Source organism: Micropruina sp. (genome assembly GCF_047607385.1).
Taxonomy (GTDB): domain Bacteria; phylum Actinomycetota; class Actinomycetes; order Propionibacteriales; family Propionibacteriaceae; genus Micropruina.
In genome coordinates, this window is record NZ_JASGDE010000015.1 from 1 (window position 1) to 23650 (window position 23650).

The 23650-nt window shown below is 69.1% G+C and carries 19 protein-coding genes; 11 read left to right on the forward strand and 8 right to left on the reverse strand.

What is annotated here, in order from left to right; translation table 11 throughout:
* Positions 1–128 precede the first annotated feature (128 nt).
* On the forward strand, positions 129–1901 hold the full coding sequence (gene treZ / locus QM582_RS00955) for a malto-oligosyltrehalose trehalohydrolase (RefSeq protein WP_415080926.1): 1773 nt from the start codon (positions 129–131) through the stop codon (positions 1899–1901).
* Positions 1902–1928: 27 nt separating this feature from the next.
* On the opposite strand, the gene QM582_RS00960 is transcribed toward treZ, so the two are convergent.
* The 6 genes from QM582_RS00960 to QM582_RS00985 all read right to left on the reverse strand — a co-directional run bounded on the left by QM582_RS00960 (position 1929) and on the right by QM582_RS00985 (position 11384).
* Positions 1929–4163: a 6-phosphofructokinase gene (locus tag QM582_RS00960; protein ID WP_415080928.1), complete on the reverse strand. Its 2235-nt coding sequence runs from the start codon at positions 4161–4163 to the stop codon at positions 1929–1931.
* 150 nt (positions 4164–4313) lie between these two features.
* On the reverse strand, positions 4314–6110 hold the full coding sequence (locus QM582_RS00965; RefSeq protein WP_415080930.1) for an ABC transporter ATP-binding protein: 1797 nt from the start codon (positions 6108–6110) through the stop codon (positions 4314–4316).
* Positions 6107–7285 carry an ABC transporter permease gene (locus tag QM582_RS00970; RefSeq protein ID WP_415080931.1) on the reverse strand — a complete coding sequence of 393 codons (1179 nt, stop codon included), beginning with the start codon at positions 7283–7285 and terminating at the stop codon, positions 6107–6109. Before QM582_RS00970 ends, QM582_RS00965 begins: the two co-directional genes overlap by 4 nt.
* Positions 7282–8754, reverse strand: coding sequence for an ABC transporter permease (locus tag QM582_RS00975; RefSeq protein ID WP_415080933.1), 1473 nt, complete (start codon positions 8752–8754; stop codon positions 7282–7284). The genes QM582_RS00970 and QM582_RS00975 overlap by 4 nt, the downstream gene beginning before the upstream one ends.
* A 172-nt stretch (positions 8755–8926) precedes the next feature.
* Positions 8927–10630 carry an ABC transporter family substrate-binding protein gene (locus QM582_RS00980; RefSeq protein WP_415080935.1) on the reverse strand — a complete coding sequence of 568 codons (1704 nt, stop codon included), beginning with the start codon at positions 10628–10630 and terminating at the stop codon, positions 8927–8929.
* 319 nt (positions 10631–10949) lie between these two features.
* Positions 10950–11384, reverse strand: a complete 435-nt coding sequence (locus QM582_RS00985) for an RDD family protein (RefSeq protein WP_415080937.1) — start codon at positions 11382–11384, stop codon at positions 10950–10952.
* A 163-nt stretch (positions 11385–11547) separates the two neighbouring features.
* Between QM582_RS00985 and glnA the strand changes: the two genes are divergently transcribed.
* The 4 genes from glnA (at position 11548) to QM582_RS01005 (ending at position 15592) form a co-directional block, all read left to right on the forward strand.
* A complete protein-coding gene (glnA, locus tag QM582_RS00990; RefSeq protein ID WP_415080938.1) occupies positions 11548–12978 on the forward strand; it encodes a type I glutamate--ammonia ligase in 1431 nt (476 codons plus the stop codon).
* A gap of 437 nt (positions 12979–13415) precedes the next feature.
* Positions 13416–14324 (forward strand): hypothetical protein, encoded by a 909-nt coding sequence (locus QM582_RS00995; RefSeq protein WP_415080940.1) that lies wholly within the window; start codon positions 13416–13418, stop codon positions 14322–14324.
* Positions 14325–14426: 102 nt separating this feature from the next.
* A complete protein-coding gene (locus tag QM582_RS01000) occupies positions 14427–14816 on the forward strand; it encodes an MmcQ/YjbR family DNA-binding protein (protein WP_415080941.1) in 390 nt (129 codons plus the stop codon).
* Positions 14813–15592: a phosphotransferase gene (locus tag QM582_RS01005; RefSeq protein WP_415080942.1), complete on the forward strand. Its 780-nt coding sequence runs from the start codon at positions 14813–14815 to the stop codon at positions 15590–15592. Before QM582_RS01000 ends, QM582_RS01005 begins: the two co-directional genes overlap by 4 nt.
* Before the next feature lie 162 nt (positions 15593–15754).
* Here QM582_RS01005 and QM582_RS01010 read toward each other — a convergent pair whose 3' ends face one another.
* Positions 15755–16642, reverse strand: a complete 888-nt coding sequence (locus QM582_RS01010) for a VOC family protein (protein WP_415080944.1) — start codon at positions 16640–16642, stop codon at positions 15755–15757.
* 73 nt (positions 16643–16715) lie between these two features.
* Between QM582_RS01010 and QM582_RS01015 the strand changes: the two genes are divergently transcribed.
* The 6 genes from QM582_RS01015 (at position 16716) to QM582_RS01040 (ending at position 22757) form a co-directional block, all read left to right on the forward strand.
* On the forward strand, positions 16716–17948 hold the full coding sequence (locus QM582_RS01015; protein WP_415080946.1) for a CynX/NimT family MFS transporter: 1233 nt from the start codon (positions 16716–16718) through the stop codon (positions 17946–17948).
* Between the two features lie 173 nt (positions 17949–18121).
* Positions 18122–18574 carry a hypothetical protein gene (locus QM582_RS01020; RefSeq protein ID WP_415080948.1) on the forward strand — a complete coding sequence of 151 codons (453 nt, stop codon included), beginning with the start codon at positions 18122–18124 and terminating at the stop codon, positions 18572–18574.
* A 99-nt stretch (positions 18575–18673) separates the two neighbouring features.
* Complete coding sequence (locus tag QM582_RS01025) at positions 18674–19966, forward strand: glycoside hydrolase family 32 protein (RefSeq protein ID WP_415080950.1); 1293 nt, start codon at positions 18674–18676, stop codon at positions 19964–19966.
* A 114-nt stretch (positions 19967–20080) separates the two neighbouring features.
* Positions 20081–20875 carry a PIG-L family deacetylase gene (locus QM582_RS01030; protein WP_415080952.1) on the forward strand — a complete coding sequence of 265 codons (795 nt, stop codon included), beginning with the start codon at positions 20081–20083 and terminating at the stop codon, positions 20873–20875.
* Positions 20876–21057: 182 nt separating this feature from the next.
* Positions 21058–22182 carry a hypothetical protein gene (locus tag QM582_RS01035; protein WP_415080953.1) on the forward strand — a complete coding sequence of 375 codons (1125 nt, stop codon included), beginning with the start codon at positions 21058–21060 and terminating at the stop codon, positions 22180–22182.
* 80 nt (positions 22183–22262) lie between these two features.
* Positions 22263–22757: a hypothetical protein gene (locus QM582_RS01040; RefSeq protein WP_415080955.1), complete on the forward strand. Its 495-nt coding sequence runs from the start codon at positions 22263–22265 to the stop codon at positions 22755–22757.
* Between the two features lie 16 nt (positions 22758–22773).
* Here QM582_RS01040 and QM582_RS01045 read toward each other — a convergent pair.
* The coding region (locus QM582_RS01045; RefSeq protein ID WP_415080957.1) for a helix-turn-helix transcriptional regulator at positions 22774–23650 on the reverse strand (877 nt) is incomplete at its 5' end.

Genomic DNA, 23650 nt, shown 5'->3' on the forward strand with positions numbered 1-23650 from the left:
CTGCCGGCGTCCGTGCCGCTGCCGCCGGGCGACTGGCGCGACGCGTTCACCGGGGCGATTCACCGCGACGGCGGCGGCGCACTGTTCGAGGCGCTGCCGGTGGCGCTGCTGGTCCGGGAGGTCTGCTGATGCTGCAGCACTACTCGGTGTGGGCACCGGAGGCGGAACGGGTCGACCTGCACCTGGGCGTGTCCGGTGACCGGGTGGAGCCGATGGCTCCGGCGGGCGGCGGCTGGTGGACGGTGGACGCCGAACCCGGCGACGGCCGCTACGCGTTCGCCCTGGACGGCGGCGATCCGCTGCCGGATCCGCGCGGCGGCCGGCTGCCGGACGGCGTCCACGCCGCCAGCGCGCTGGTCGATCCGGCCGCGTTCGACTGGACCGACGACGACTGGGTGGGACGCCGGCTGCAGGGATCGGTGATCTACGAGCTGCACGTCGGCACCTTCACCGATGCCGGCACCTTCGAGGCGGCGATCGAACATCTCGACCATCTGGTCGAGCTGGGCATCGACATCGTCGAGCTGATGCCGGTGGCGTCCTTCCCGGGCCGCAACGGCTGGGGCTACGACGGGGTGGCGCTGTACTCGGTGCACGAACCCTACGGCGGCCCGGAGGGGCTGTACCGGTTCGTCGAGGCCGCTCATGCGCGGGGCCTGGCGGTCTGGCTGGACGTCGTCTACAACCACCTCGGCCCGGTCGGGAACTACCTGCCGAAGTTCGGGCCGTACTTCACCAGCCGTCACCAGACCCCGTGGGGCGTCGCGGTCAACCTGGACGGACCGGGCAGCGACGAGGTGCGCGCCTATTTCGTCGACAACGTCCGGCAGTGGTTCCTCGACTACCACCTGGACGGGCTGCGGCTGGACGCGGTGCACGCGCTGCACGACGAGTCCGCGATCCACCTGCTCGAAGAACTGGCGGCGCTGGCCGAGGACATCGGCGCCGCGACCGGCATCCCACGGGTGCTGGTCGCCGAATCCGACCGCAACGACCCGCGGACGGTGGCCGCGCGTGGCGCCGGCGGGCTCGGGCTGGACGGCCAGTGGGCCGACGACGTACACCACACCCTGCACGTGCTGCTGACCGGCGAGACCCAGGGCTATTACGCCGACTTCGCCGATCCGCAGGCACTGCCGAAGGTGCTGGCGCACACCCCGTTCTTCCACGACGGCACGGTTTCCAGCTTCCGGAAGCGGCGGCACGGACGTCCGATCGAGCCGTCGATCACACCCGGCTGGCGGTTCGTCGCCTCGCTGCAGACCCACGACCAGATCGGCAACCGGGCCACCGGTGAACGGCTGTCGCACCTGGCCGGACGCGGCAAGGCGGCGATCGGCGCCGCGCTGCTGCTCACCTCGCCGTACACGCCGATGCTGTTCATGGGCGAGGAGTTCGACGCCTCCACCCCCTGGCAGTACTTCACCGACCACTCCGAGGAGTGGCTGGCCGAGTCGATCCGGGCCGGACGCCAGGCCGAGTTCGCCGAGCACGGCTGGTCGGGCCACGTCCCCGACCCGCAGGATCCGGGCACCGTGGAGGCGTCCACGCTGAACTGGGCCGACCTGCACGATCCGGGTCGCCAGCAGTTGCTGGACTGGTACCGGACGCTGCTGCGGCTGCGCCGCGAACTGCCGCAGCTGCGCGACGCCGCCCTCGGTGACGGCGCGGTGGCCCGCGAGGGCGACCTGCTGCTGGTGCGCCGCGGCACCATCGAGGTGGTCGCCAATCTGGGCGACGTCCCGGACACCCTGCCGGTGCCGGACGGCTCCGAGCTGCTGGTCGGCTTCGGCGAGGTGACCCTCACCGGCTCCGAGGTGGCGCTCGGTCCGCACAGCACCGGCCTGTTGCGCGCCCCGCTGCCGGACGTCACCGGCGAGATCCCGCGCGTCGTGCTGTAGCCGCCGCTGGTCGAGCGACGGCAGCCGTCAGGCGTCCGTGGTTTCGGGCTCTTCGGCGACCGCGCGGGTGACGTCGCGGAGCTGCAGCCACCACGGGTTCTTCGGACGCCGGAAGTTGCGGTCCATCAGGCTCAGCATGGACGCCATCGGCACCTCGGTGATCTTCGACTCGGTCAGGCCGACCAGGTAGCTGCCGTCGGCCTCGTCGGCGAACTCCTTCGCGATCAGGTTGAGCGCGAACCCGACCAGCCGGGTGGCCAGCAGCCGGTCGAACGGGGTCGGCGACCCGCCCTGCTGCTGATGCCCCAGCACGCCCTGCCGGACGTCGTACAGCCCGCGGCCCTCCTCCTCCAGCAGCCCGGCGATCACGTTGGTGGTGTAATGCTCGTTGGCCCGCTCGTTGCGGACCGCCAGGAACAGCGACCGCCCGGCGGCGAAGGAGCGTCGCAGCCACTTCACGTCGTCGTTGAGCTGCTCGAGGGTGATGCCCTCCTCGTGCAGATAGACCCGCTCGGCGCCGCCGGCCAGCCCGCCCATCAGCGCCAGGTAGCCGCAGTAGCGGCCCATCGTCTCCACCACGTAGGAGCGCTTGGTCGCCGACGCGGACAGCTTGATCCGGTCGATCGCCTCGACGATCACGTTCAGCGCCGTGTCGGTGCCGATGGCCAGCTCGGAGCCGGGCAGGTTGTTGTCGATGGACGCCGGCACGCAGACGATCGGAATCCGGAAGGCCGGGTAGCGGTCCCGCTCGTTGTACAGCAGATGAGCGGCCTGGTAGGCGTTCCAGCCGCCGATCACCAGCAGCGCGTCGATCTTGTGATCCTCCAGCTGGCGGCTGATCGTGTACAGCTCCTCCACCGGCGGAATGGTCCGGCGCAGTCCCAGCTTGGCGCCGCCGTCGGCGGTCCAGGCTTCCACGTCGCCCCAGGTCAGCTCGGTGATCTTGCCGTCCCGCAGCCCGGGGAAGCCGTCGTGGATGCCGAGCATGGTGTGCCCGCGGCTGATCCCGAGCCGGACCGCGGCCCGGGCGGCGGTGTTCATCCCGGGAGCCAGTCCGCCGCCGTGGATGATGCCGATCCGGCGCGAGTCGTCGCCGGCGGAGACCCGGGACGGCTCGGCCAGCTCGGCGAACAGCTTGGTCATCCCGACGAAGGAACCGCCCCGCTTGGCCATCGCGGCGTCGTAGTCGCCGGCCTCGATCAGCTTCGGCACCTCGCGGGTGTTGCGCACCGCCTCCATCAAGTCGACGGCCATCACCCGGTTGCCGCGGAAGCCGAACACCCGTCCGGGAGTGCCCGGGTCGGCGCTCAGCACCGCGTGCGCGGCCTCGTAGCCGAGCCAGGTGGAGCACCAGCGGTCGAAGGCGCTGGGCGTGCCGCCACGCTGCACGTGACCCAGGATGGTGACCCGGGTGTCCTCGCCGAGCCGCTGCTCGATGATCCCACGGACCTGCTCGGAACTGATCGGGTTGCCGGAGCGGTCGGTGGCGCCCTCGGCGACCAGCACGATGGAGTCGCGGCGTCCGGCCTTGCGGCCACGGCGCAACTCGGCGCACATCCGGTCCTCCCAGCCGTCGGCGGGCGGATTCTCCGGGGTCAGCACGTAGTCACAGCCACCGGCCACGGCCGCCATCAACGCCAGGTAGCCGCAGTGCCGGCCCATCACCTCGACCACGAAGCTGCGCTGGTGGCTGGCCGCGGTGCTGGCCAGGTCGTCGATCGCCGACACGATCCGGTGCAGCGCGGTGTCGGCGCCGATCGTCATGTCGGTGCCGACCAGGTCGTTGTCGATCGAGCCGACCAGGCCGGCGATCATCAGCGCCGGATGCTCGGCGGCGGTCGCGGCGTCCAGTTCGCCGGCTTCGACCAGTTCGGCGAGCAGTTCCGGCCACTCGGTGCGGAAGGCGTCCAGGCCCGACAGGCTGCCGTCGCCGCCGATCACCACCAGCCGGTCGATGCCGGCGGCCAGCAGGTTGCGGGCGGCCTTGCGGCGTCCGTCGCGTTCCCGGAACTCCTTGCTGCGGAAGGTGCCGATCACCGTGCCGCCGCGATGCAGCACGTTGCCGACGTCGTCCCAGCCGAAGCGGCGAATCCCGTCGCCGCCGTCGATCATGCCCTGATAGCCCTCGTAGACGGCGTAGACCTCGGCGCCGAGCGTTATCGCCGTCCGGACGACCGCACGCACTGCCGCGTTCATACCTTGGGCGTCGCCGCCGCTGGTCAAGATGCCGATCCGTTTGCCGGCCCCGATCCGTTCCACCATGGCCCAATCCTGGCGAACTCCGGGCCGTCCCGACCAGCAAAACGAAAGAATGTTCAGCTATTCGTCGCTGTCCGGACCGTTGGCTGAGCGTGTCGAAATCTGGATCTCGACACGCTCGATCAACGGCGGTGAAGCTCGACCGACGGCTGGCTACGAGACGATGTTCTGCTGCTCGATGATGGCGTCGCGCAACTCGCGCCGGCGCCGCTGCTCGGCCGGGTCGGGCACCGGCACCGCCGACAGCAGCCGTTGGGTGTACGGATGCTGCGGATCGGAGACGATCTCCTTGGTCGGCCCCACCTCGACCAGGTAGCCGTGTCGCATCACCGCGATCCGCTGGCTGAGCATTTCGACCACCGCCAGGTCGTGGCTGATGAACATGCAGGCGAAGCCGTACTCGGCCTGCAGGTCCTGGAACAGCCGCAACACCCGGGCCTGCACCGAGACGTCCAGCGCCGAGGTCGGTTCGTCGGCGATCAGCAGCTTGGGCTGCAGCGCCAGCGCCCGGGCGATGCCGATCCGCTGCCGCTGACCGCCGGACAGCTCGTGCGGGTAGCGGTTGCGCATCGCCCGCGGCAGCTGCACGCTCTCCAGCAGGTTCTCCACCCGCTTGGACAGCTCCGAACCCTTCAGCCCCAGGTGCAGCATGATCGGTTCGCCGATCGACTCCCCCACCGGCAGCCGCGGATTCAGCGACGAGCCGGGATCCTGGAAGACGATGCCGACCTCCTTGCGGAACGGCTTCAACTCGCCCGGCTTGGCGTGGGTGATGTCGCGACCGTTGACGCTCAACCGGCCCTCGACCACCGGCAGCAGCGCCACCGCAGCGCGTCCGATGGTGGTCTTGCCCGATCCGGATTCGCCGACCAGGCCGATCACCTCGCCGGGGTCGATCCGCAGGTTGATGTGGTGGGCGGCCCGGAACGCGGCGCGGCGTCCCTGCTTGGGGTACTCGATCGCGACGTCCTCCATCAACAGCGCCGGCGTGGCGGTGGAGGTGCTCTCCGGCAGCGGGACGCCGGTCTGCTCGCCTTCGGCGACCAGGGTGAGCCGGGTGTGCGGCAACTGCTCCTCCGCGGTGGCGGAGCCCAGATGCGGCACGGACGCCAACAGCTGCCTGGTGTACGGATGCTGCGGCCGGTTGAAGATCTCGTCGGAGGTGCCGTGTTCGACCACCTGGCCGTCCTTCATCACCACGATCCGGTCGGCCATGTCGGCGACCACGCCCATGTCGTGGGTGATCAGGATGATCGCCGCCGTCACCCGCTCGCGCAGGTCGCGCATCAGCTTCAGGATCTCGCCCTGCACGGTGACGTCCAGCGCGGTGGTCGGTTCGTCGGCGATCAGCAGGCCGGGGTCGCAGGCCAACGCCTGGGCGATCATGATCCGCTGCCGCTGACCGCCGGACAGCTGGTGCGGGAATTTGTCGAAGCTGTCCTCCGGGTCGGGGATCTCGACCAGCCGCATCAGGTCGATGGCCCGCGCCTTGGCGGCGGCCGGCTGCATCAGGAAGTGGGTGCGGAGCGTCTCGACGATCTGGAAACCCACGGTGTACACCGGGTTCAGCGCGGTCATCGGCTCCTGGAAGATCACCGAGATCTCATTGCCGCGGACGTGCTGCAGGTGCCCCAGGCTCATCCCGATCAGTTCGGTGCCCTTCAGCTTCGCCGAACCGGTGGCCCGCCCGTTGCGTGGCAGCAGACCGATCAGGCTCATCGCCGACTGGGTCTTGCCCGAGCCGGACTCACCCACGATTGCCAGCACCTCGCCGGCCTTCAGGTCGTAGTTGAGGCCCTGGGCGGCGAGGAACCAGTCGTCGTTCACCCAGAACCGGACGGCCAGGTCGCGCACCTCCAGGACGACGTCGCCGCGTTCGACCACCTTGTCGCCGACCTTGCGGGAGAGCCGGACGGCTCCTTCCAGGCTGTGTTCTCCGTTGCCGGTCATCGCGCCTCGCCTCCCTGTGCCGAGGCCTGCACCTTGGCCAACGCCTTGTCCATCTCACGCTGCGACGGAATGCGGCGGGTGCGCGGATCGAAGGCGTCCCGCAGCCCGTCGCCGATGAAGTTCACGCTCAACGCGATCAGGATGATGAACAGGCCGGGCCACCAGAACAGCCATGGCCGGGTCGCGAACGCCCCCTGATAGGTGTTGATCAGGAACCCCAGCGAGATGTTCGGCCGGTTGATGCCGAAGCCCAGGAAGCTGAGCGCGGTCTCGAGCACCACCGCAGCCGACATCAGCAGCGTCGTGTTGACGATGATCACACCGATCGAGTTCGGCAGCATGTGCTTGGTGATGATCCGCCAATCGGAAGCGCCGGCGACCCGGGCGGAGTCGACGAACTCGCGCTCCCGCAGGCTGAGGAACTCGCCGCGGACCAGCCGGGCCAGGCTGGGCCACAGGATCAGCCCGAGCGCGACGGCCAGCAGGATCGGCATATTGCTGGTCAGCGAGTCCATCACTTCCTGCGAGGCGCCCATCTTGATCGGCAGGGTGTTCACCAGCCGGCCCAGCACCGCGCCGAGCACGATCACCGGCAGCGTGATGAACAGGTCGGTGACCCGCATCAGGACCTGGTCGACCCAGCCGCGGTAGTAGCCGCTCAGCGCCCCCACCAGCACGCCGATCACCAGGGCGACAATGCCCATCACGATCATCACCAGCATGGACGTCTGGACGCCCTTCATCACCAGGGCGAAGTTGTCCGAGCCGAGCGAGTCCTGTCCGAAGGGATGCTCACCGATCGCGAAGCCGGGGCCGCCGAGCCAGGTCGGCAGCGTCATGGTCGGAGCGCCGCCGTTCACCGCGGTGCCGGAGGCGAGGTAGTTCTGGTACTTCCACCAGCCGGGAATCGGGCCGATGCCCATCGAGGTGAACGAGAGCAGAGTGACCACCAGCAGGATGATCACCCCCGCCATCGCCCCGCGATGCCGCATGAAGCGGCCGAGAACGATCTGGCCCTGGGTGAGGCCCTGCACTTCCTTGGCCTGACCGACACCTTCACCGCGTCCGGTGGCCTCGTCGCCGGGCCCGCCCAGCGGCGGCAGCGGATCGCCCACGACGTCGGGCAGCTTCTCGTCCGGCGGGTTGTCGCCGATCGGCTTGTCGTCGTTGCTCATCCGGTCACCTGAATTCTGGGGTCGAGCAGTGCGTACAGGTAGTCGGCCACGAGGTTGGCGATGATGGCGAGCGCGCCGGTGATCATCACGTACGCCATGACCGGGTCGGTCTCGCTGCCGCGCAGCGACACCACGAACATGCGGCCCATGCCCGACCAGCCGAAGATGGTCTCGGTGATCACGGCGCCGCCGATCAGGGTGATCACGTCGACCGGCACGACCGAGGCCAGCGGCAGCAGCGCGTTGCGCAGAGCGTGCCGGACCACCACGATCCGCTCGCTGAGGCCCTTCGCCCGCGCCGTGCGGATGTAGTCCTGACCGAGCACCTCGAGCATCGATCCGCGCTGGTAGCGGGTGTAGGAGGCGAAGGAGATCAGCACCAGGGCGATGGTGGGCAGCAGCAGATGGGTGAACCGGTCGAGACCCAGCAGCCAGAAGTCACCCTGGAAACCGGGGGTCTCGGCGCCGATGGTGGCGATCGGACGGCCCTTGATGTCGGGATGGTTGAAGTACTCCCGCCAGCCCTGCATGATCCGGTCGACGAAGGTGAGTCCCGCCATCAGCACCGCGGTGACTGCGCCGCCGCGCATCGACACGGCGCGGTCCGGGCCGCCGAAGAGCCAACCGATCAGCAGCCCGACGCCGATCGCGACGGCGAGCAGCAGGAACATCCAGCCCCAGTTCATCGGGACGTAGTAGAACAGCCACTGGACGCCGATGTAGACCACGATCCCGACCACCGCCGTGGTGAGTGCCGAGTAGAGCGCCAGCTTGTTGGCCATGCCGGCGAAGATCGCGGTGACCGCGATCGCGACCGCCACGCCGATCACCCCGACGCCGACCACACCGAGCGAGGGCTGCGACAGCCAGCCGGAGGCCAGGATGAACGCCAGGGATCCGAAGCTGACCACGGTCGCCACGCCGAAGACGAGCAGGCTGCGCTTCAACTCGCCGCCCAGCGCGCCGGCCCAGAACAGGCCGGCGACGATGGAGAAGATAGTGACCCAGGTCCAGTTGACCGTTGGATAGTTGAGGAAGTCGTTCACGCCGATCGCCATGAACTGCTTCAGCAGCACGGCCACCCAGAAGACCGGCAGCGAGTAGAGCACGAACGACACGAAGGTGATCGCATAGTCGAACGCGGTGTACTGCCGCAACGCGCTGATGATGCCCACCAGGACGCCCAGCGCGATCGCGATCAGGGTGGCCGCCAGCACCAGCTGGATGGTGGTGATGATCGCCCCGCCGAGCAGCCGGTTCACCGACTCCTGGGTCCGCCAGGCCGTCCCCAGATCGCCGGTGACGAACTTGCCCAGCCAGCTGAGATAGCGCTGATACCAGGGCTGATCGAGTTGCAGTGCGTGGATGCGGGCCTCGATCGCCGCCTCCTTGTTGGGCGCGGTGCTGATGCGCAAGTCGTCCAGCGGATCCATCGCCAGGTCGAGCATGAAATACATCAGCAACGACAACACGAGGAGGATACCGATCCCCAGACCGAGTCTTCGCGCCAGGAATCTGACCATGTAGCACCTATTCTCTCAAGCGAGCGGGGGTGAATCCGGCCGTGGGGAGCCGGAGGTGAATCCGACTCCCCACGGGTTCAGGGTTTCAGCACCCTGGGCTCCGGTCAAGTTCCGATGATCAGCTGAGCTTCCACTCCCAGAAGTTCCAGAAGATGGTCGGCGTAATGGTGATCGGATCGATACCCGACAGCTTGTTGCTGTACGAGGACATGCTCGGGAACTGGAACAGGGTCAGTCCGAACGCATTGTCGACCAGCAGCTTGTCGACCTGCTTGAGCAGCTCGGTCTGCTTGGCCGGATCGGTCTCGACCAGCAGCTGATCGTAGAGCGAGTCGATCTGCTTGTTGGTGAACCCGTACGGGTTGTTCGAGCCCTTGGTCTGGTACTGCGGAATGACGTCGGTCACGCCGGTGCCGTTGGAGATCCAGGCGAAGAACGCCGCGTCGTACTTGTCCGGCGCGGTGAACACCAGGGTCGACCAGTCCTCGCTGGAGGCGTCAACGATCTTGAAGCCGGCCTGCTCGGCGGATTCCTTGATCAACCGGAACTCACCCTGGCGACGGACGTTGGACTTGGCGAACATCACCCGCACGGTCGGGTTGGTCACACCGGCCTCGGCGAGCAGCGCCTTGGCCTTGGCGATGTCGGCGTCGGGGTAGGTGGTGCCCATGCCGCTGGCGGTGCTGACGGCCTCGTAGTCGGGAGCGCCCGGGACCGCGTTGAACGAGTTGCGGACGGTGGCGTCCGGGTTGAGCGGCTTGATCAGCGTGTCGACGATCTTCTGCCGCGGGATGGCGTGCAGGAAGGCCTGCTTCACCTTGAGCGCCTTGGCCGCATCGCCGCCGTAGGTCTTCGGATCGAAGGTGCCGCCGCCGGAGACGGACAGATCGATGTGCTCGTAGCTGCCCTCCACACCGGTGACCGTGGTGACGCCGGGGAGTTCCTTGACCGCCTTGTAGACGTCCTCGGTGACCTGCGGCGAGATCAGCTGCACCTCGTTGTTCTGCAGTGCCTGCACGCCGGCCATCGGGTCCTCGTTGAAGCGGACGGTGATGGTGTCGATCGACGGCTTGTGCTCACCCTTGTAGTTGGGGTTCTTCTTCAGCGTCAGGTACTGATCCGACACGGCGTCCGAGATCACGTAGGGACCCGAGGAGACCAGCAGATTGGCGTCGGCCGGCTTGTTCTTGAAGTTCCAGTCCTTGTTCCAGACGTTGGAGATCTTCGCCAGCGCCTTGTTGTCCTTGTTCTGGAAGGCCGCCGTGACCGCCTCTGCCGCCTTGGTCGGATCGCTCTCGCCCAGCGCCCGGGCACCCACGATGTGCGCCGGCAGACCGGCGGTCATCAGGTTCTTCTCCCAGTCGGCGAACGGCTTGGTGTAGGTGTAGGTGAGCGACTTTCCGTTGTCGCCCACCACCGGGAAGTCCTTGATCAACGACGCGGCCGGGACACCGGGCTGGTCGAAGTAGACGTCGTCGCCCTTGTTGGTCGAGGTCACCTGGCCGGTGTCCTTGTCCTTCTTGACTTCGGTGTCCTTCAGCGTGTTGAAATGGCCGCTGTAGGTGGCCCAGTAGAGCACCAGGTCGGCCGCGGTCACCGGCGCACCGTCGGACCAGGTCGCGGTGTCGGCCAGGGTCACCTTGACCTTGAGCGGATTGTCGCTGAGCTTCTGGTAGGTACCGAAGCTCTTGTTGTTGACCAGGTTCAGAGCCTTGTCGTAGAAGGTGATCTGGTCGTTGACGAGATAGCTGATGTTCGCGTTGACCAGGTTGTTGCCGGATTGCGACCACTGGTTCGCGGAGTAGAACGGCTGGTTCCACATCACCGCGACGTTCGACGCGGGGGGCGCGGATGAGGTGGAACTTGTGGACGGTGGGGTGCAGGCGCTGAGGGTCAACGCCCCCGCGATCAGGCCCGTTGCCGCAGCAAGGAGCTTCTTGGTGGCCAATGTTCCTCCATGACTAGGTCGGCGGGACTGCCGGCCCTTGTGGGTGCCGCAGCGCAGGGGCCCGTCCGATTGGGTGAGCTTCGCCCACGCTAGTAGCTGGCCCCGGGGGTCGCAATCAAAACCGGCGGAACGGTTGCCGGATCGTTATTTGCCGGTGAACGCCCGTCGGCACCGGGGAATGCTGGCAGCGAGGTCAGCGCCGGTTGATCACCACGGTGCCCAGCACCAGGTCGTTCAGCGCCCGACGCTCGGCGCCGATCACGATGGTGGGCAGCACCAGGCAGATCATCGCCTGCCGGGCGATCGCGCGCAGCACGCCGATCGGCCGACCGTCCAGCCTGGCCACGCCGATCCGGGCCAGGATGTGGCCGAAGCTGCCGCCGGCCAGCCCGGTGAGCACCGCAGACTGCACGAAGAAGACCGCCATCACCATCCAGCTGCGCCAACCCGGGTCGCGCAGCACGCCGACACCGAACAGGCCCACCGCCAGCGCCATCGACGCCGCCCAATCGATGATCAGGGCGGCGAACCGGGCCCGCCAACTGGCCAGCGCCCCGCGGCCCGTCTCGGGCAGCCCGAGGGATTCGCCCGGGTACGGCTCGTCGGCGCCGGCGGCTGAGGCAGTCATCGCGGGCCAGCCTACCGACCCGTCCCCGCCGACGGGACCCTCGGCCGGCGACACCGCGGACGACACCGGGCGTAACGTCGCTGAAACAAAGACGCAACCGCGCGGAAACTCCGTCTCCCTAGGGTGGCTGGCGTTCTGATCCCATATCCCACTCGGAGGAAAGATGTTCCAGAGCGCTGACGATCTGTTGGCCTATGTGAAGGACGAGGGCGTCGAGACCATCGACATCCGGTTCTGCGACCTCCCCGGCGTCATGCAGCACTTCACCGTGCCGGCGAGCTCCTTCGGCCCCGAGGTGTTCGAGGACGGCCTCGCCTTCGACGGCTCGTCCATCCGCGGGTTCCAGAAGATCCACGAGTCGGACATGGCACTGCTGCCCGATCCGACCACCGCCTTCATCGACCCGTTCCGCCGCTCCAAGACGCTGGCGCTCACCTTCTTCGTACACGATCCTCTCACCAAGGAGCCCTACAGCCGCGACCCGCGCAACATCGCCCGCAAGGCGGAGTCCTACCTCAAGTCGACCGGCATCGGCGACACCGCCTTCTTCGCGCCCGAGGCCGAGTTCTACATCTTCGACTCGGTGCGCTTCGAGACCCGGCAGAACGCCGGCTACTACTACATCGACTCCGAGGCCGGCGCCTGGAACTCGGGCAGCGAGGCCGACGGCGACGGGCGTCCGAACCGCGGCTACAAGGTCAAGTACAAGGGCGGCTACTTCCCGGTCGCCCCGGTCGACCACTTCACCGACCTGCGCGACGACATGGTGCGCAACCTGGAGAACGTCGGGCTGACCGTCGAGCGGGCCCACCACGAGGTCGGCACCGCCGGCCAGGCCGAGATCAACTACCGCTTCAACACCATGCTGGCCGCGGCTGACGAGGTGATGAAGTTCAAGTACATCATCAAGAACACGGCATGGGCGGCCGGCAAGACCGTCACCTTCATGCCGAAGCCGATCTTCGGCGACAACGGCTCGGGCATGCACGTGCACCAGTCGCTGTGGAACGACGGCGACCCGCTGTTCTACGACGAGAACGGCTACGGCCAGCTCTCCGACATGGCCCGCTACTACATCGGCGGCCTGCTGCACCACGCCCCGTCGCTGCTGGCCTTCACCAACCCGACCGCCAACAGCTACCACCGCCTGGTGCCTGGCTTCGAGGCGCCGGTCAACCTGGTCTACTCGGCCCGCAACCGGTCGGCCTGCATCCGGATCCCGATCACCGGCTCGAACCCGAAGGCCAAGCGCGTCGAGTTCCGCTGCCCCGACCCGTCGTCGAACCCGTACCTGGCGTTCGCCGCGTGTCTGCTGGCCGGCCTGGACGGCATCCAGAACAAGATCGAACCGCCGGCCCCGGTCGACAAGGACCTCTACGAGCTGCCCCCGGACGAGCACGCCCAGATCAACCAGGTGCCCGGCACCCTGACCGAGGTGCTCGACCGGCTCGAAGCCGACCACGACTACCTGCTGGCCGGCGACGTGTTCACCGAGGACCTGATCGAGACCTGGATCGAGATGAAGCGCGCCGACGTGGACGCCCTGCGCCTGCGCCCGCACCCGCACGAGTTCGAGATGTACTTCGATCTGTGACCGTCACGCCTAGTCAGGCCACCAATTGAGTTGACGATCTGGCCCCTGGTCCGCGGAAACGCGGGCCCAGGGGCCGGCTTGTTTGGCCGTGATCGGCGAGTTGGCGAAACGGTGCCGCCGGGTACGCTCAGCCCACCGCTCGCCTAACTATTTCCCGCTCGCTGAAGTCAGCGAGCGGGAAATAGTTAGGCGAGCGTTCGACGGGCGGCCAGTCGGCCGTTGCGCCACCGGCATCATGTCCAGCCCGTGCGCACGGAGCAGCCTAAGCTTCGATCCACCGATGCTAAGCGGAACCAGTCGGTCGATACCGCAATATGTCGAGGACGACGATCACCGTTCCGACGCGCGAGGAAAACCGGTCGCGTTGCATCCGCGCTCGGCGGATAACTGGCACTATTGGCGGGACTACCCCCCGTCCCGTAAAGGAGTCATCGCCCATGTCCGACCACTTATCCTCCGAGAGCAGCCTTGCCCGCAGGAATCTGATCCGCGGCGGCGCCATCGCCGTCGGTGCCGCCGGTGCCGCGGTCGCCCTCAATGCAACCCAGGCGCACGCCGCCAACGGCGACCCGGTCCTGGCCGGCCAAGCTACCAACGCCACCGCGTCCACCCATCTGACGATGAACAGCGCGACCGACACCGCCCTGGTGCTCAACAACAACCTGGGCGCCGCGCTCAACGTCACCCCCACCACCGCGACGCCGCTGACGCTGCACCCCGGGGACGTGATCGGTCGCAGCCTCGGCCCCGATCTGGTCGTCGACCAGGGCGACGGCCCGGAGATGACCTTCCTCGCCACCGGCTTCGACCTGCCGCCGACCACCGTCGCCTTCGCGCCCATCCGGGTGATGGACACCCGCTCGGCCAGCTTCCGCAACACGGTGGTGCGGGCCAGCACCACGAACTGGTTCGACTCCTCGAAGCGGGTCAAGGCCGGCGCCTGGATCGACATCGCGATCGCCGACTCCGACCAGGTCGACCTGACCGGCGTCTACCTGAACGCGACCGCGGTCGGCGCCTCGTCGCGCGGCTACCTGACCGTCTACCCGGCGGGCGAGGCACTGCCCAACGCGTCGAACCTGAACTTCCCGGCCACCTACAGCATCGCCAACCTCTGCTTCGTGGCACCCGGCCTGGTCGGCAATCGCTGGTGCGTCCGGGTCCGGGTGAACGTGGCCGTCCATGTCGTCCTCGACTTCAGCGGCGCGGTCGGCTACTTCGCCCCGGATCCCCAGGGCCAGCAGGCCGGGGCGGGAGCCAGCGCGAAGGCCCGGCTGCAGGCCCGCCGGCAGCGCGGAGCAGCGGTGGGCAGCCGCATCACCCGCAGCCTGAAACTGCCCAACTGATCGCTCGGCAACACACAGGGCCCCGTCCTCGGACGGGGCCCTGTCCCGTCCGGGGACAGCGGTGTCGAGTAGCGTCGGAGGCTCCGACCACGAGGAGTAGCCGTGAGCCATCCCAGGCGCTATCAGCCCGACGATCCGTATCTGGCCCGGCTGCGTCCGCTCTGCCTGGGCCTGCCGGAGGCGTCCGAGAAGGAGTCGCACGGGCAGCCGAACTTCTACACCCGCAAGGTGTTCGCCGTCTTCGGCGGGGTGGTGAAGGGCGACCACGACAGCGACCGCTGGTCGCAGTCGGTGCTGATCCTGCCCAACCTGCTCACCCGTGAGGCGGCGTTGCACGACGAGCGCTTCTTCGTGCCCGCCTACTACGGGCCGTACGGCTGGGTCGGGCTGAACTTCCGCGCCGCCGAGGTGGACTGGGACGAGGTGGCCGACCTGGTCGAGGAGTCGTACCGCAACACCGCCCCGGCCCGGCTGGTCAGGCTGCTGCCGTGACCCTTCCGACCGACTACACCGGCTACTCGCCGCTGGCCGGGCAGACCGAGCTGGACGACCTGCCGGTGCCCGACTGGGTGCTCGCGATGGCGGACGGACGCCGCGTCGCACCGGTCTGGCGCAACGAGGACGGCGGCGTCACCTACCGGTTCGGTGACGGCGACAGCTTCCTGAAGGTGCAGCACCCCGGCCCCGACTGGGACGTGGACGCCGAACTGCCCCGGCTGGCCTGGATCGTCGGCTTCGTGCCGGCACCCCGGGTGCTGGGTCATGGCGTCGCCGACCACGGCGCGCACTGGCTGTTGACCAGCGGCATCGCCGGCCGCTCGGCGGTCGACCGGGCCTGCCGCGCCCGTCCGGAGCTGACCGTCCCGGCCCTGGGTCGGGGGCTACGCCGGTTCCACGAGGCGGCTCCGGTGGCGTCCTGCCCGTTCAGCTGGTCGGTGAACGAGCGGGTGACCCGGTTCGGGCTCGATCCGGCATTCCTGGCCGCCGTCCCGCCGCTGGACGAGGTGGTGTGCCACGGCGACGCCTGCAACCCGAACTTCCTGATCGACGCCGACGGCGAGGTGAGCGGCTACGTCGATCTCGGTGGCCTCGGCCTCGCCGACCGCTGGGCCGACCTGGCGCCTGCCTTGCTCAGCCTGGGCTGGAACTACGGCCCCGGCTGGGAGCAGCCGTTCCTGGACGGCTACGGGATCGCGGACGACCCCGCCAAGCGGGCCTTCTACACCGACCTGTGGAACGGCGTCGGCGACACCCTCGACCGCCGCTGACACCTCGGCCACCCGAACGGGACCCCGCGAGCCGGACCGGACTTCCGTAACAGGCCCTAGGCCCTGCCTAATCAGTTCTGCCCTGCCGTCGACGGGAGGGCAGAACTGATTAGGCAGGGGTTTGTCGGGAGAGTGGCCGCCGGCGGGCACAACCGGGCCGGTTCAGGACGCCGAGGTCAGCCGGACCAGGTTGGCCCAGGGGTCGTCGAACTCGACCGCGGCGCCGGTGTCGCGCAGCTGGACGCCTCGCGTCCGGAGCCGTTCGGACGCCCGGGCGACCTCGGCGGCGTCCGGCAGCAGGATGTCCACCCGGCCCAGCCCGAGCGCCGGGGCCCGCAGGCCGGCGCCGGCACTGCTCCAGGTGTTCATCGCCATGTGATGGTGGTAGCCGCCGGCCGACACGAAGACCGCGCCGGGCAGGTCCGCGGTCACCTCGAAGCCGAGCAGGTCGACGTAGAACCGCTTGGCCAGCTCGGCATCGCCGACCTTGAGGTGGACGTGGCCGACGGTGCCGTCCAGCCCGGCCAGCACGCCACGTCGATCGGCGGCGGTGGACAGGTAGTCGCGCGCCGCATCGGTGAGATGGTCGCCGATGAAGCCGTTCGGGTCGATGGCCAGGGTGCCCATCACCACCCGCCCGTCCTGCCAGCTCCATTCCGAGCGGGGCCGGTCCCAGTACAGCTCGACGCCGTTGCCCTCCGGGTCGTCCAGGTAGAACGCCTGGGAGACCAGATGCTCGCCGGCCCCGGTGTACAGCTGCGGGGCGCGCAGCGCGACCGAGGCCAGGCTGGCCGCCAGCGCCGCCCGGTCCGGATGCAGGATCGCGGTGTGGAACAGGCCGGCGCTGCGCCGCTCGCCCTTCGGCAGCCCGGCCCGGTGCCGCAGCGTTACCAGGGTCTCGCCGCCGCGTCCCAGATCGACCTCGGATGGCCGCTCGTCCAGCACCTGCAGCAGCAGCACGTCCCGGTAGAACGCGGTGAGCGCGTCCAGGTCGGCCACATCCAGGCTCACCCGACCCATCCGGGTGGAGCCCGGCAGCAATTCGGTCACGTCGTCCTCACTTTCCTGACCTGTCAACAAACTCTGGACGGCGGTTGTTCCGGCCCGGCGTAGAATCCCGCCGGTGACCTCGCCCCGACCCGACGCCGACGCCCCCAAGACCCGCGCCCTGGTGCTGATCGGCATCGTCCTGTTGGCGTTCAACCTGCGTCCCGCGGCGTCCTCGGTCGGCCCGGTGCTCACCGAGATCGGCGAGAGCCTGCAGCTGAGCGGCGCCGAGTCGGGCCTGCTCACCTCGCTCCCGGTGCTCGCCTTCGCCGGGTTCGGGGCACTGACCCCGCGGCTGGCCCGGACGATCGGGCCGCACCGGCTGACCCTGGCCGCGCTGGTCGCCGCCATCGCCGGCCTGTTCGGACGCAGCCTGGTGACCAACAGTGCGCTGTTCCTGGTGTTCTCGCTGCTCGCACTGTCCGGCATGGCGTCGGCGAACGTGCTGCTGCCATCCCTGGTCAAACGGCACTTCCCGAACCGGATCGGGCTGGTCACGGCGATCTACTCGACCACCATGACGATCGGGGTGACCGCCGCGTCGGTGTTCACCGTCCCGATCGCCCAGCAGTACGGCAGCTGGCGGGCCGGCCTGGCCGCCTGGGGGCTGCTGGCGGTGCTGGCGGTCGGGCCGTGGATCGGCCTGATCGCCCACGACCGCCCCGACGGCAACGACCGGCCGGCCACCATCAGCATGGCCGCGGTGGCCCGCACCCGGTTGGGCTGGATGCTGGCGCTCTTCTTCGGCCTGCAGTCGCTCCAGGCCTATGCCGTCTTCGGCTGGTTCCCGAACCTGTTCCGCTCCGCCGGCTTCAGCGCCACGGACGCCGGCATGCTGCTCGGCGTGATCACCGGGATCAGCATCCCGCTGGCCTTCGTGGTGCCCGCCATCACCGTCCGGCCGCGCGGAGTGCTGCCGCTGCTGGCCGTGCTCGGCGCCTGTTACCTGATCGGCTACACCGGGCTGCTGGTCTCCCCCGCCAACCCCGCGCTGCTCTGGGCGCTGCTGGTCGGCATCGGCACCAGCACCTTCCCGATGGTGCTGACCCTGATCGGCCTGCGGGCCCGCACCGCGGCGGGAACCTCGGCACTGTCCGGGTTCACCCAGTCGGTGGGCTACCTGATCGCCGCACCCGGACCGTTCCTGATCGGACTGCTGCACGACCTCACCGACGGCTGGACGGTGCCGCTGCTGGTGCTGATCGCGATCGCGCTGGGCCTGATCTGGGCCGGGGTGATGGTGAGCCGTCCGGACGCCATCGAGGACCACCTGCCCAGTGCGCAGGAGGCCACAGCGGGGCGGCGCTGAGCCTCGGCTCGCACCTTTCTCGGTCGTCGTGCCGGGCCGCGGCAATGTGCCGGACCCGGCTGATCAAAACCACTGCCGCACAACCCCGTCAATGCCCTACAGTGGCCTTGCCCGATCCCCCCAACATATTGGGCATTGTTTATCCACCCCTGTCCTGAAGGAGCCCCCTCCCGATGAAGAAGTTCATGCTGTCCTGCACGGCCGCCCTCTTGTTCCTGACCGCCTGCAGCGCCGGCCCGACCAGCGAGGTCAAGGGCGACAACACCGGCTCCACCTCGACGGCGCCGGCCGCGTCCACTCCGGCCAAGTCCGAGTCTCCCGCCGAATCCGCTCCGGAAACCACCGACGGGACCACCGCCACCTTCAAGGTGACCACCTCGGGCAAGGCCACCATCACCTGGGGAACCACCTCGGGAACGTCCCAGGACGAGGTCAAGAAGGGCTCCTGGACCAAGAAGCTCAAGCTCGACACCTTCGACGCGGCCACGGTCAGCGTGGCCGCCGCCGACTTCCGGAAGTCGGTCAAGGTCACCTGCGAGATCCTGCTCAACGGGGTGTCCAAGGCGAAGAACTCCGGCAAGGGCAAGCTGGCCTCCGCCAACTGCACCACCAACACCACCGAGTAGTACGGGTCGGAAGGCCGGCGTGCGGACGCGGGCGCCCCACGGCGTCCGCGTCCGGGCCGCGGGTGCGACGCCCGGCCGCCGACCAGTACCATGCTCGCCATGGCCGGCCAGCATTCACGTCCCCGCTGGCACTATTCCCCTCAGCACGCCTGGATGAACGACCCCAACGGGTTGATCTTCAACGCCGGCACCTGGCACATGTTCTACCAGTCCAATCCGTCGGACAACGTGTGGGGGAACATGTCCTGGGGGCACGCCACCTCGTCCGACCTGCTGAACTGGACCGAGCATCCGGTGGCGCTGTGGCACACCGACACCGAGGAGATCTTCTCCGGCAGCTGCGTCTTCGACGCCACCAACTCCTCCAACCTGGGCACCGCCGACTGGCCGCCGCTGGTCGCGGTGTACACGTCCAACTATCTGCCCAACAGCGACCACCCCGGCGTCCAGGCGCAGAGCCTCGCCTACAGCCTGGACGGCGGCAGCCACTGGACCAGCTACCCCGGCAACCCGGTGCTCGACCGCGGCTCGACGGACTTCCGCGACCCCAAGGTGTTCCGGCACGGGGACGCCTGGGTGATGGTCGCGGTCGAGGCCAAGGACCGGCAGGTGCTGATCCACCGCTCCACCGACCTGATCGAGTGGAGGCTGGCCTCCAGCTTCGGCCCGGCGCACGCCGCCGCCGGGGTCTGGGAGTGCCCGGACCTGTTCGAACTGCCGGTGGCGAACGAGGACATCAGCAAGTGGGTGCTGCTGGTCAACCTCTGCCCCGGCGGGGTCGCCGGCGGCAGCGGCTGCCAGTACTTCGTCGGCGACTTCGACGGCCACACCTTCACCCCGGACGCCGTGGTCGGTGTCTCCACCGACCCCGACCTGGGCCTGGACGACCCGCTGCTGCGGGCCTACGACTGGGTCGACTACGGCCGGGACTGCTACGCGGTGACCTCGTTCGCCGACGCCCCGGACGGCCGGCGCATCGTGCTGGGCTGGATGAACAACTGGGCCTACGCCAACGACATCCCGCTGACCGGCGGACGCAGCATCATGACCATTCCCCGCGAACTGGACCTGGTCCGGGTCGGCGGGCGGTACCTGCTGCGGCAGCGTCCGATCCGGGAGCTGCCGGACGCCGCGCTGGAGCGGCTGACCCTCGCCGACGGCGACCGGGTGAGCCTGCGCGGGGTGGCGCTGGAGTACCACAACGGCGTGCTCAGCCTGGACCGCCGCGGGGTCGGCCAGACCGACTTCCACGAAGGCTTCGGCACCCGGCAGTGGGCGGAGATCCCGGAACGGCCGTCCAGCGTCACCGTGGACGTGCTGCTGGACAGCTGCTCGATCGAGGTGTTCGCCGCCGACGGCCTGGTCGTGATCAGCGACCTGGTCTTCTTCTAGGAAACGCCGATCGTTCGTTGGCCGAGCCTGTCGAGACCCCGCTGGGTTTCGACAAGCTCAACCAGCGATGGGGTTTCGACGAGCTCAACCAGCGATCACGGCATACTGGCGGCCATGTCGACGATCATGTTCGTCCATGCCCATCCCGACGACGAAGGAACCCTGACCGCCGGGGCGATGATCCGTGCCGCCGAGGAGGGTCACCGGGTGGTCGTGGTGTTCGCCACCGGGGGCGAGCACGGCGAGGCTCCCGACGATCTGCGGCCCGGCGAGACCGTCGCCCAGCGCCGCCGGGCGGAGGCCGAACAGGCCGCCCGGATCGCCGGCGTGGCCGGGCTGCACTGGCTCGGCTACCGGGATTCCGGGATGGCCGGCTGGGAGCAGAACCACCATCCCCGGGCCTTCCTGCAGGCCGACCCGGAGGAGGCCGCCGAGCGGCTGGCGGCGCTGATCGCGTCCGAACGGCCGGACGTGCTGGTCGGCTATGACTGGCACGGCAACTACGGGCATCCCGACCACATCCGAGTGCACCAGGTGGTCCGGCGGGCCGCGGAACTGGCCGGCAACCGTCCGCGGCTGTTCGAGGCCACGATGAACCGCGACCTGGTGCGCCGGCTCTACCGGACCGCCCTGGACGGCGGCATCGAGGACGCCCAGGGCTTCGACCCGGACCGGCCGATGAACGACGGCAACCCGCTGGGCACCCCGGAGGCGGAGATCAACCTGCAGGTGGACGTCAGCGCCCAGGTGGCCCGGCGCCGCGAGGTGATGGCCTGTCACGCCAGCCAGGTCACCGACATCCAGGCCTGGCTGTCGCTGCCCGCCGAAGGCTATGCCGCGATGTTCTCCACCGAGCACTACGTGGAGGTCGGCAGCTCCGATCCGATCCGGCCGGGCTGGTTCTTCTGAGCGGCGGCGGCTCCCCCGAGCCGCTCGGACGGCGTTTGATACACCGATACCACCACAGTCTTTCTCCCACGCAATCCTGTGGTTTTCCCGGTCCCGGAATGCCGCCCGCTTCCTTAGGGTGAAACCCGTCGACACCAGGGCCCGTCGAATCTTCACCCCAACAGTCTTGTGAGGAGCATCACATGCGAGGAAATCGCTTCCAGCGAGGGCTTGCCCTAACCGGCCTGGCCGGTATCGCACTCAGCGCCACATTGTTGGCCAACCCGGTCACCGCCCGCGCCGAATTGCCGGCCGAGCCGGCCAAGCCGGCGGCAACCGCCACCATCACCCACACCAACAGCCTCTCGACCGCGGTCACCAAGCTGATGAAGGGCAGCGGCGTCAAGGCCGAGGCCAAGGCCCTGGAGGCCTACTGGACGCCGGCCCGGATGAAGGCCGCCAAGTCCATGGACCGCAGCGCCACGATCACCCGCAGCGGCACCGCACCGGAGCAGCAGCAGCGGCTGAACCGTCCCGAGGGAACCTCGGGCAGCGTCGCGCCGGCGGTCACCACCAAGGCGCCGCGGGCCGTGTTGCCGCCGAAGGCGCCGCGGGCCGCCACCCTGCCCAAGGGCACGTCGAACTCGCGTGAGGCGCAGGCGTACTACCCGGGCCTGCCCTACAACCACCCGGCGGCACGGACCAACGGCAAGGTCTTCTTCACCCGCGGCGGACTGAACTACGTCTGCTCGGCGACCATCGTCAACAGCGAGGGCAAGAGCCTGGTCTGGACCGCCGGCCACTGCCTGGCCGACTACAAGAGCTGGTCGTACAACGTCTCGTTCGTGCCCTCCTACTCCAACGGATCCCGGCCCTACGGCACCTGGTACGCCCGCACCCTGACCACCACGTCGGCGTGGTTCTACAACCGTTCGTTCTCCGACGACGTCGGCGCGGCGACCATGAACCGCAACTTCGGCTGGCGGATCGCCGACTACCTCGGCGCCCAGGGCATCATGTGGAATCAGTCCGCCAACTTCTACGCCAACGCGTTCGGCTACCCGGCCGCCTCGCCGTACAACGGCGCCTACCTGGTGCAGGCGAATGGCAGCACCTACAATCCCGGAAACGGCACCATCTACATGTATTCGGGACTGACCGGCGGCGCATCGGGTGGCGCCTGGTACCGCAACTTCAACGGAAGCTGGGGTTACGTCAACGGGCACAACGATTTCATCTACACCAATTCGCCGGCGTGGATGTACAGCCCCTACTACGGCAACCAGGTCGCGAGTCTGTACAACGCGGTTCGCTACCAGAGCAGCTGATCGACTCGAGCCGGACGGCGCCGAGCGGCCACCCGTGGCCCTCGGCGCCGCTGGCGCACCCAGACCCAGGAGACCCCGCCATGATTCGACGATCCCCCAGCACCCCGAGTTCACCGGACGCCCCGGCGCGACGCCGCCGGGCGCCGCTGCTGAACCTGTTCCCGTTGCTCCTGCTCACCCTCGCCGGCTGCGCCGCTCCCGCGAATCCGCCCGGCGGCGGGGTGGTCAGCTCCGGTCCGCTGAGCCCGCCCAGCGACGCACCGACCTCCCCCAACCGGGTCACCCCGGAACCGATCAGCGCGGCCCGCAAGCAGGCGTTCAGCAAGGCGGAGGCGGTTCCGGGCACCTCGACCGTCCGGGTCGAGGGCCTGCTGGTGGGCGGCCCGCCGTGCGCGGTGCTGGGCACCCCGGAGGTCCGGGAGACCAGCAGCCAGGTCACCATCACACTGTGGGTGGGTGCACGCCAGGGCGCCCCGTGCGACGGCCCGCAGCCCGCGATGGAGTTCCCGTTCGTCCTCGACGTCACCCTCGACCAGCCACTGGGCGGACGCGCCGTCGTCGACGGCGCGCGGTAGCGTCCGGGCCGACCCGCTACGGGGCGACAGCCGGGTCGGCCGCCTCCCGGGCGACCGCGACCAGCCGCACCAGCTGCGCCCGCCGCCTGACCTGGAGCTTGCGGTACACGTTGGACAGATGCGACTCCACCGTCCGCACGCTGAGGAACAGCGCGGCGGCCAGCTGCTGGTTGGTCAGCCCGTCCGCCGCCAGTTCCGCGACCCGCAACTCCTGTGCGGTCAGCGAGCTCAGACCGGGCCGCTCCAACGCTGTCACGGCCGCCTCGATCGCGGGGCCGGCGCCGTCCGCGGGAGCCGGCCTTGTCACCGGATCGCGCACCAGATCGAGTGCGCGGGCATGCCAGTTCAGCGCCCCCAGGGCGTCGAACAGGGCTGCGCCGGACATCACCGCGCGCCGCCCGTCGACGGAGCCCTGCTCGGTCAGCACCTCACCCAGCACGGTGAGCCCACGAGCCTCGTCGATCCTCAGCCCGGCCTCGCGCGCCAGATCGACCGAAGCGATCAGCCGGACGACGGCGTCGGCGGGATCCTCGGCGAGCAGGCCGTGCGCCCGGTCCATCGCGCAGCGCAGCGCCGGCGGCACCGATCCGCGTCCCTCCAGGTCGGTGAGCAGCCGGCCCGCTTCGTCGGCGCACCCGGTCCGCACCAGCGCCTCGAGCAGCTCGCCCGCCCAGGGCAGCACCGCGTCCTCGACCAACCGCAGCCGCGGAACGGCTTCGAGCTGGGCCAGCGCGCCGGACGGGTCGCCCCGTGACAGGCTCAGGAACCCGCCGACCACGGACGCCTGCACCAGCAGCGACGCGTCCTGGGCGGCCCGCGCCCGGTCCTTCGCCTCGCTGAGGTGCGTGGCGCAGTCACGTTCCCGGCCGAGCACGGCCTCGGCCCGGGCGAGC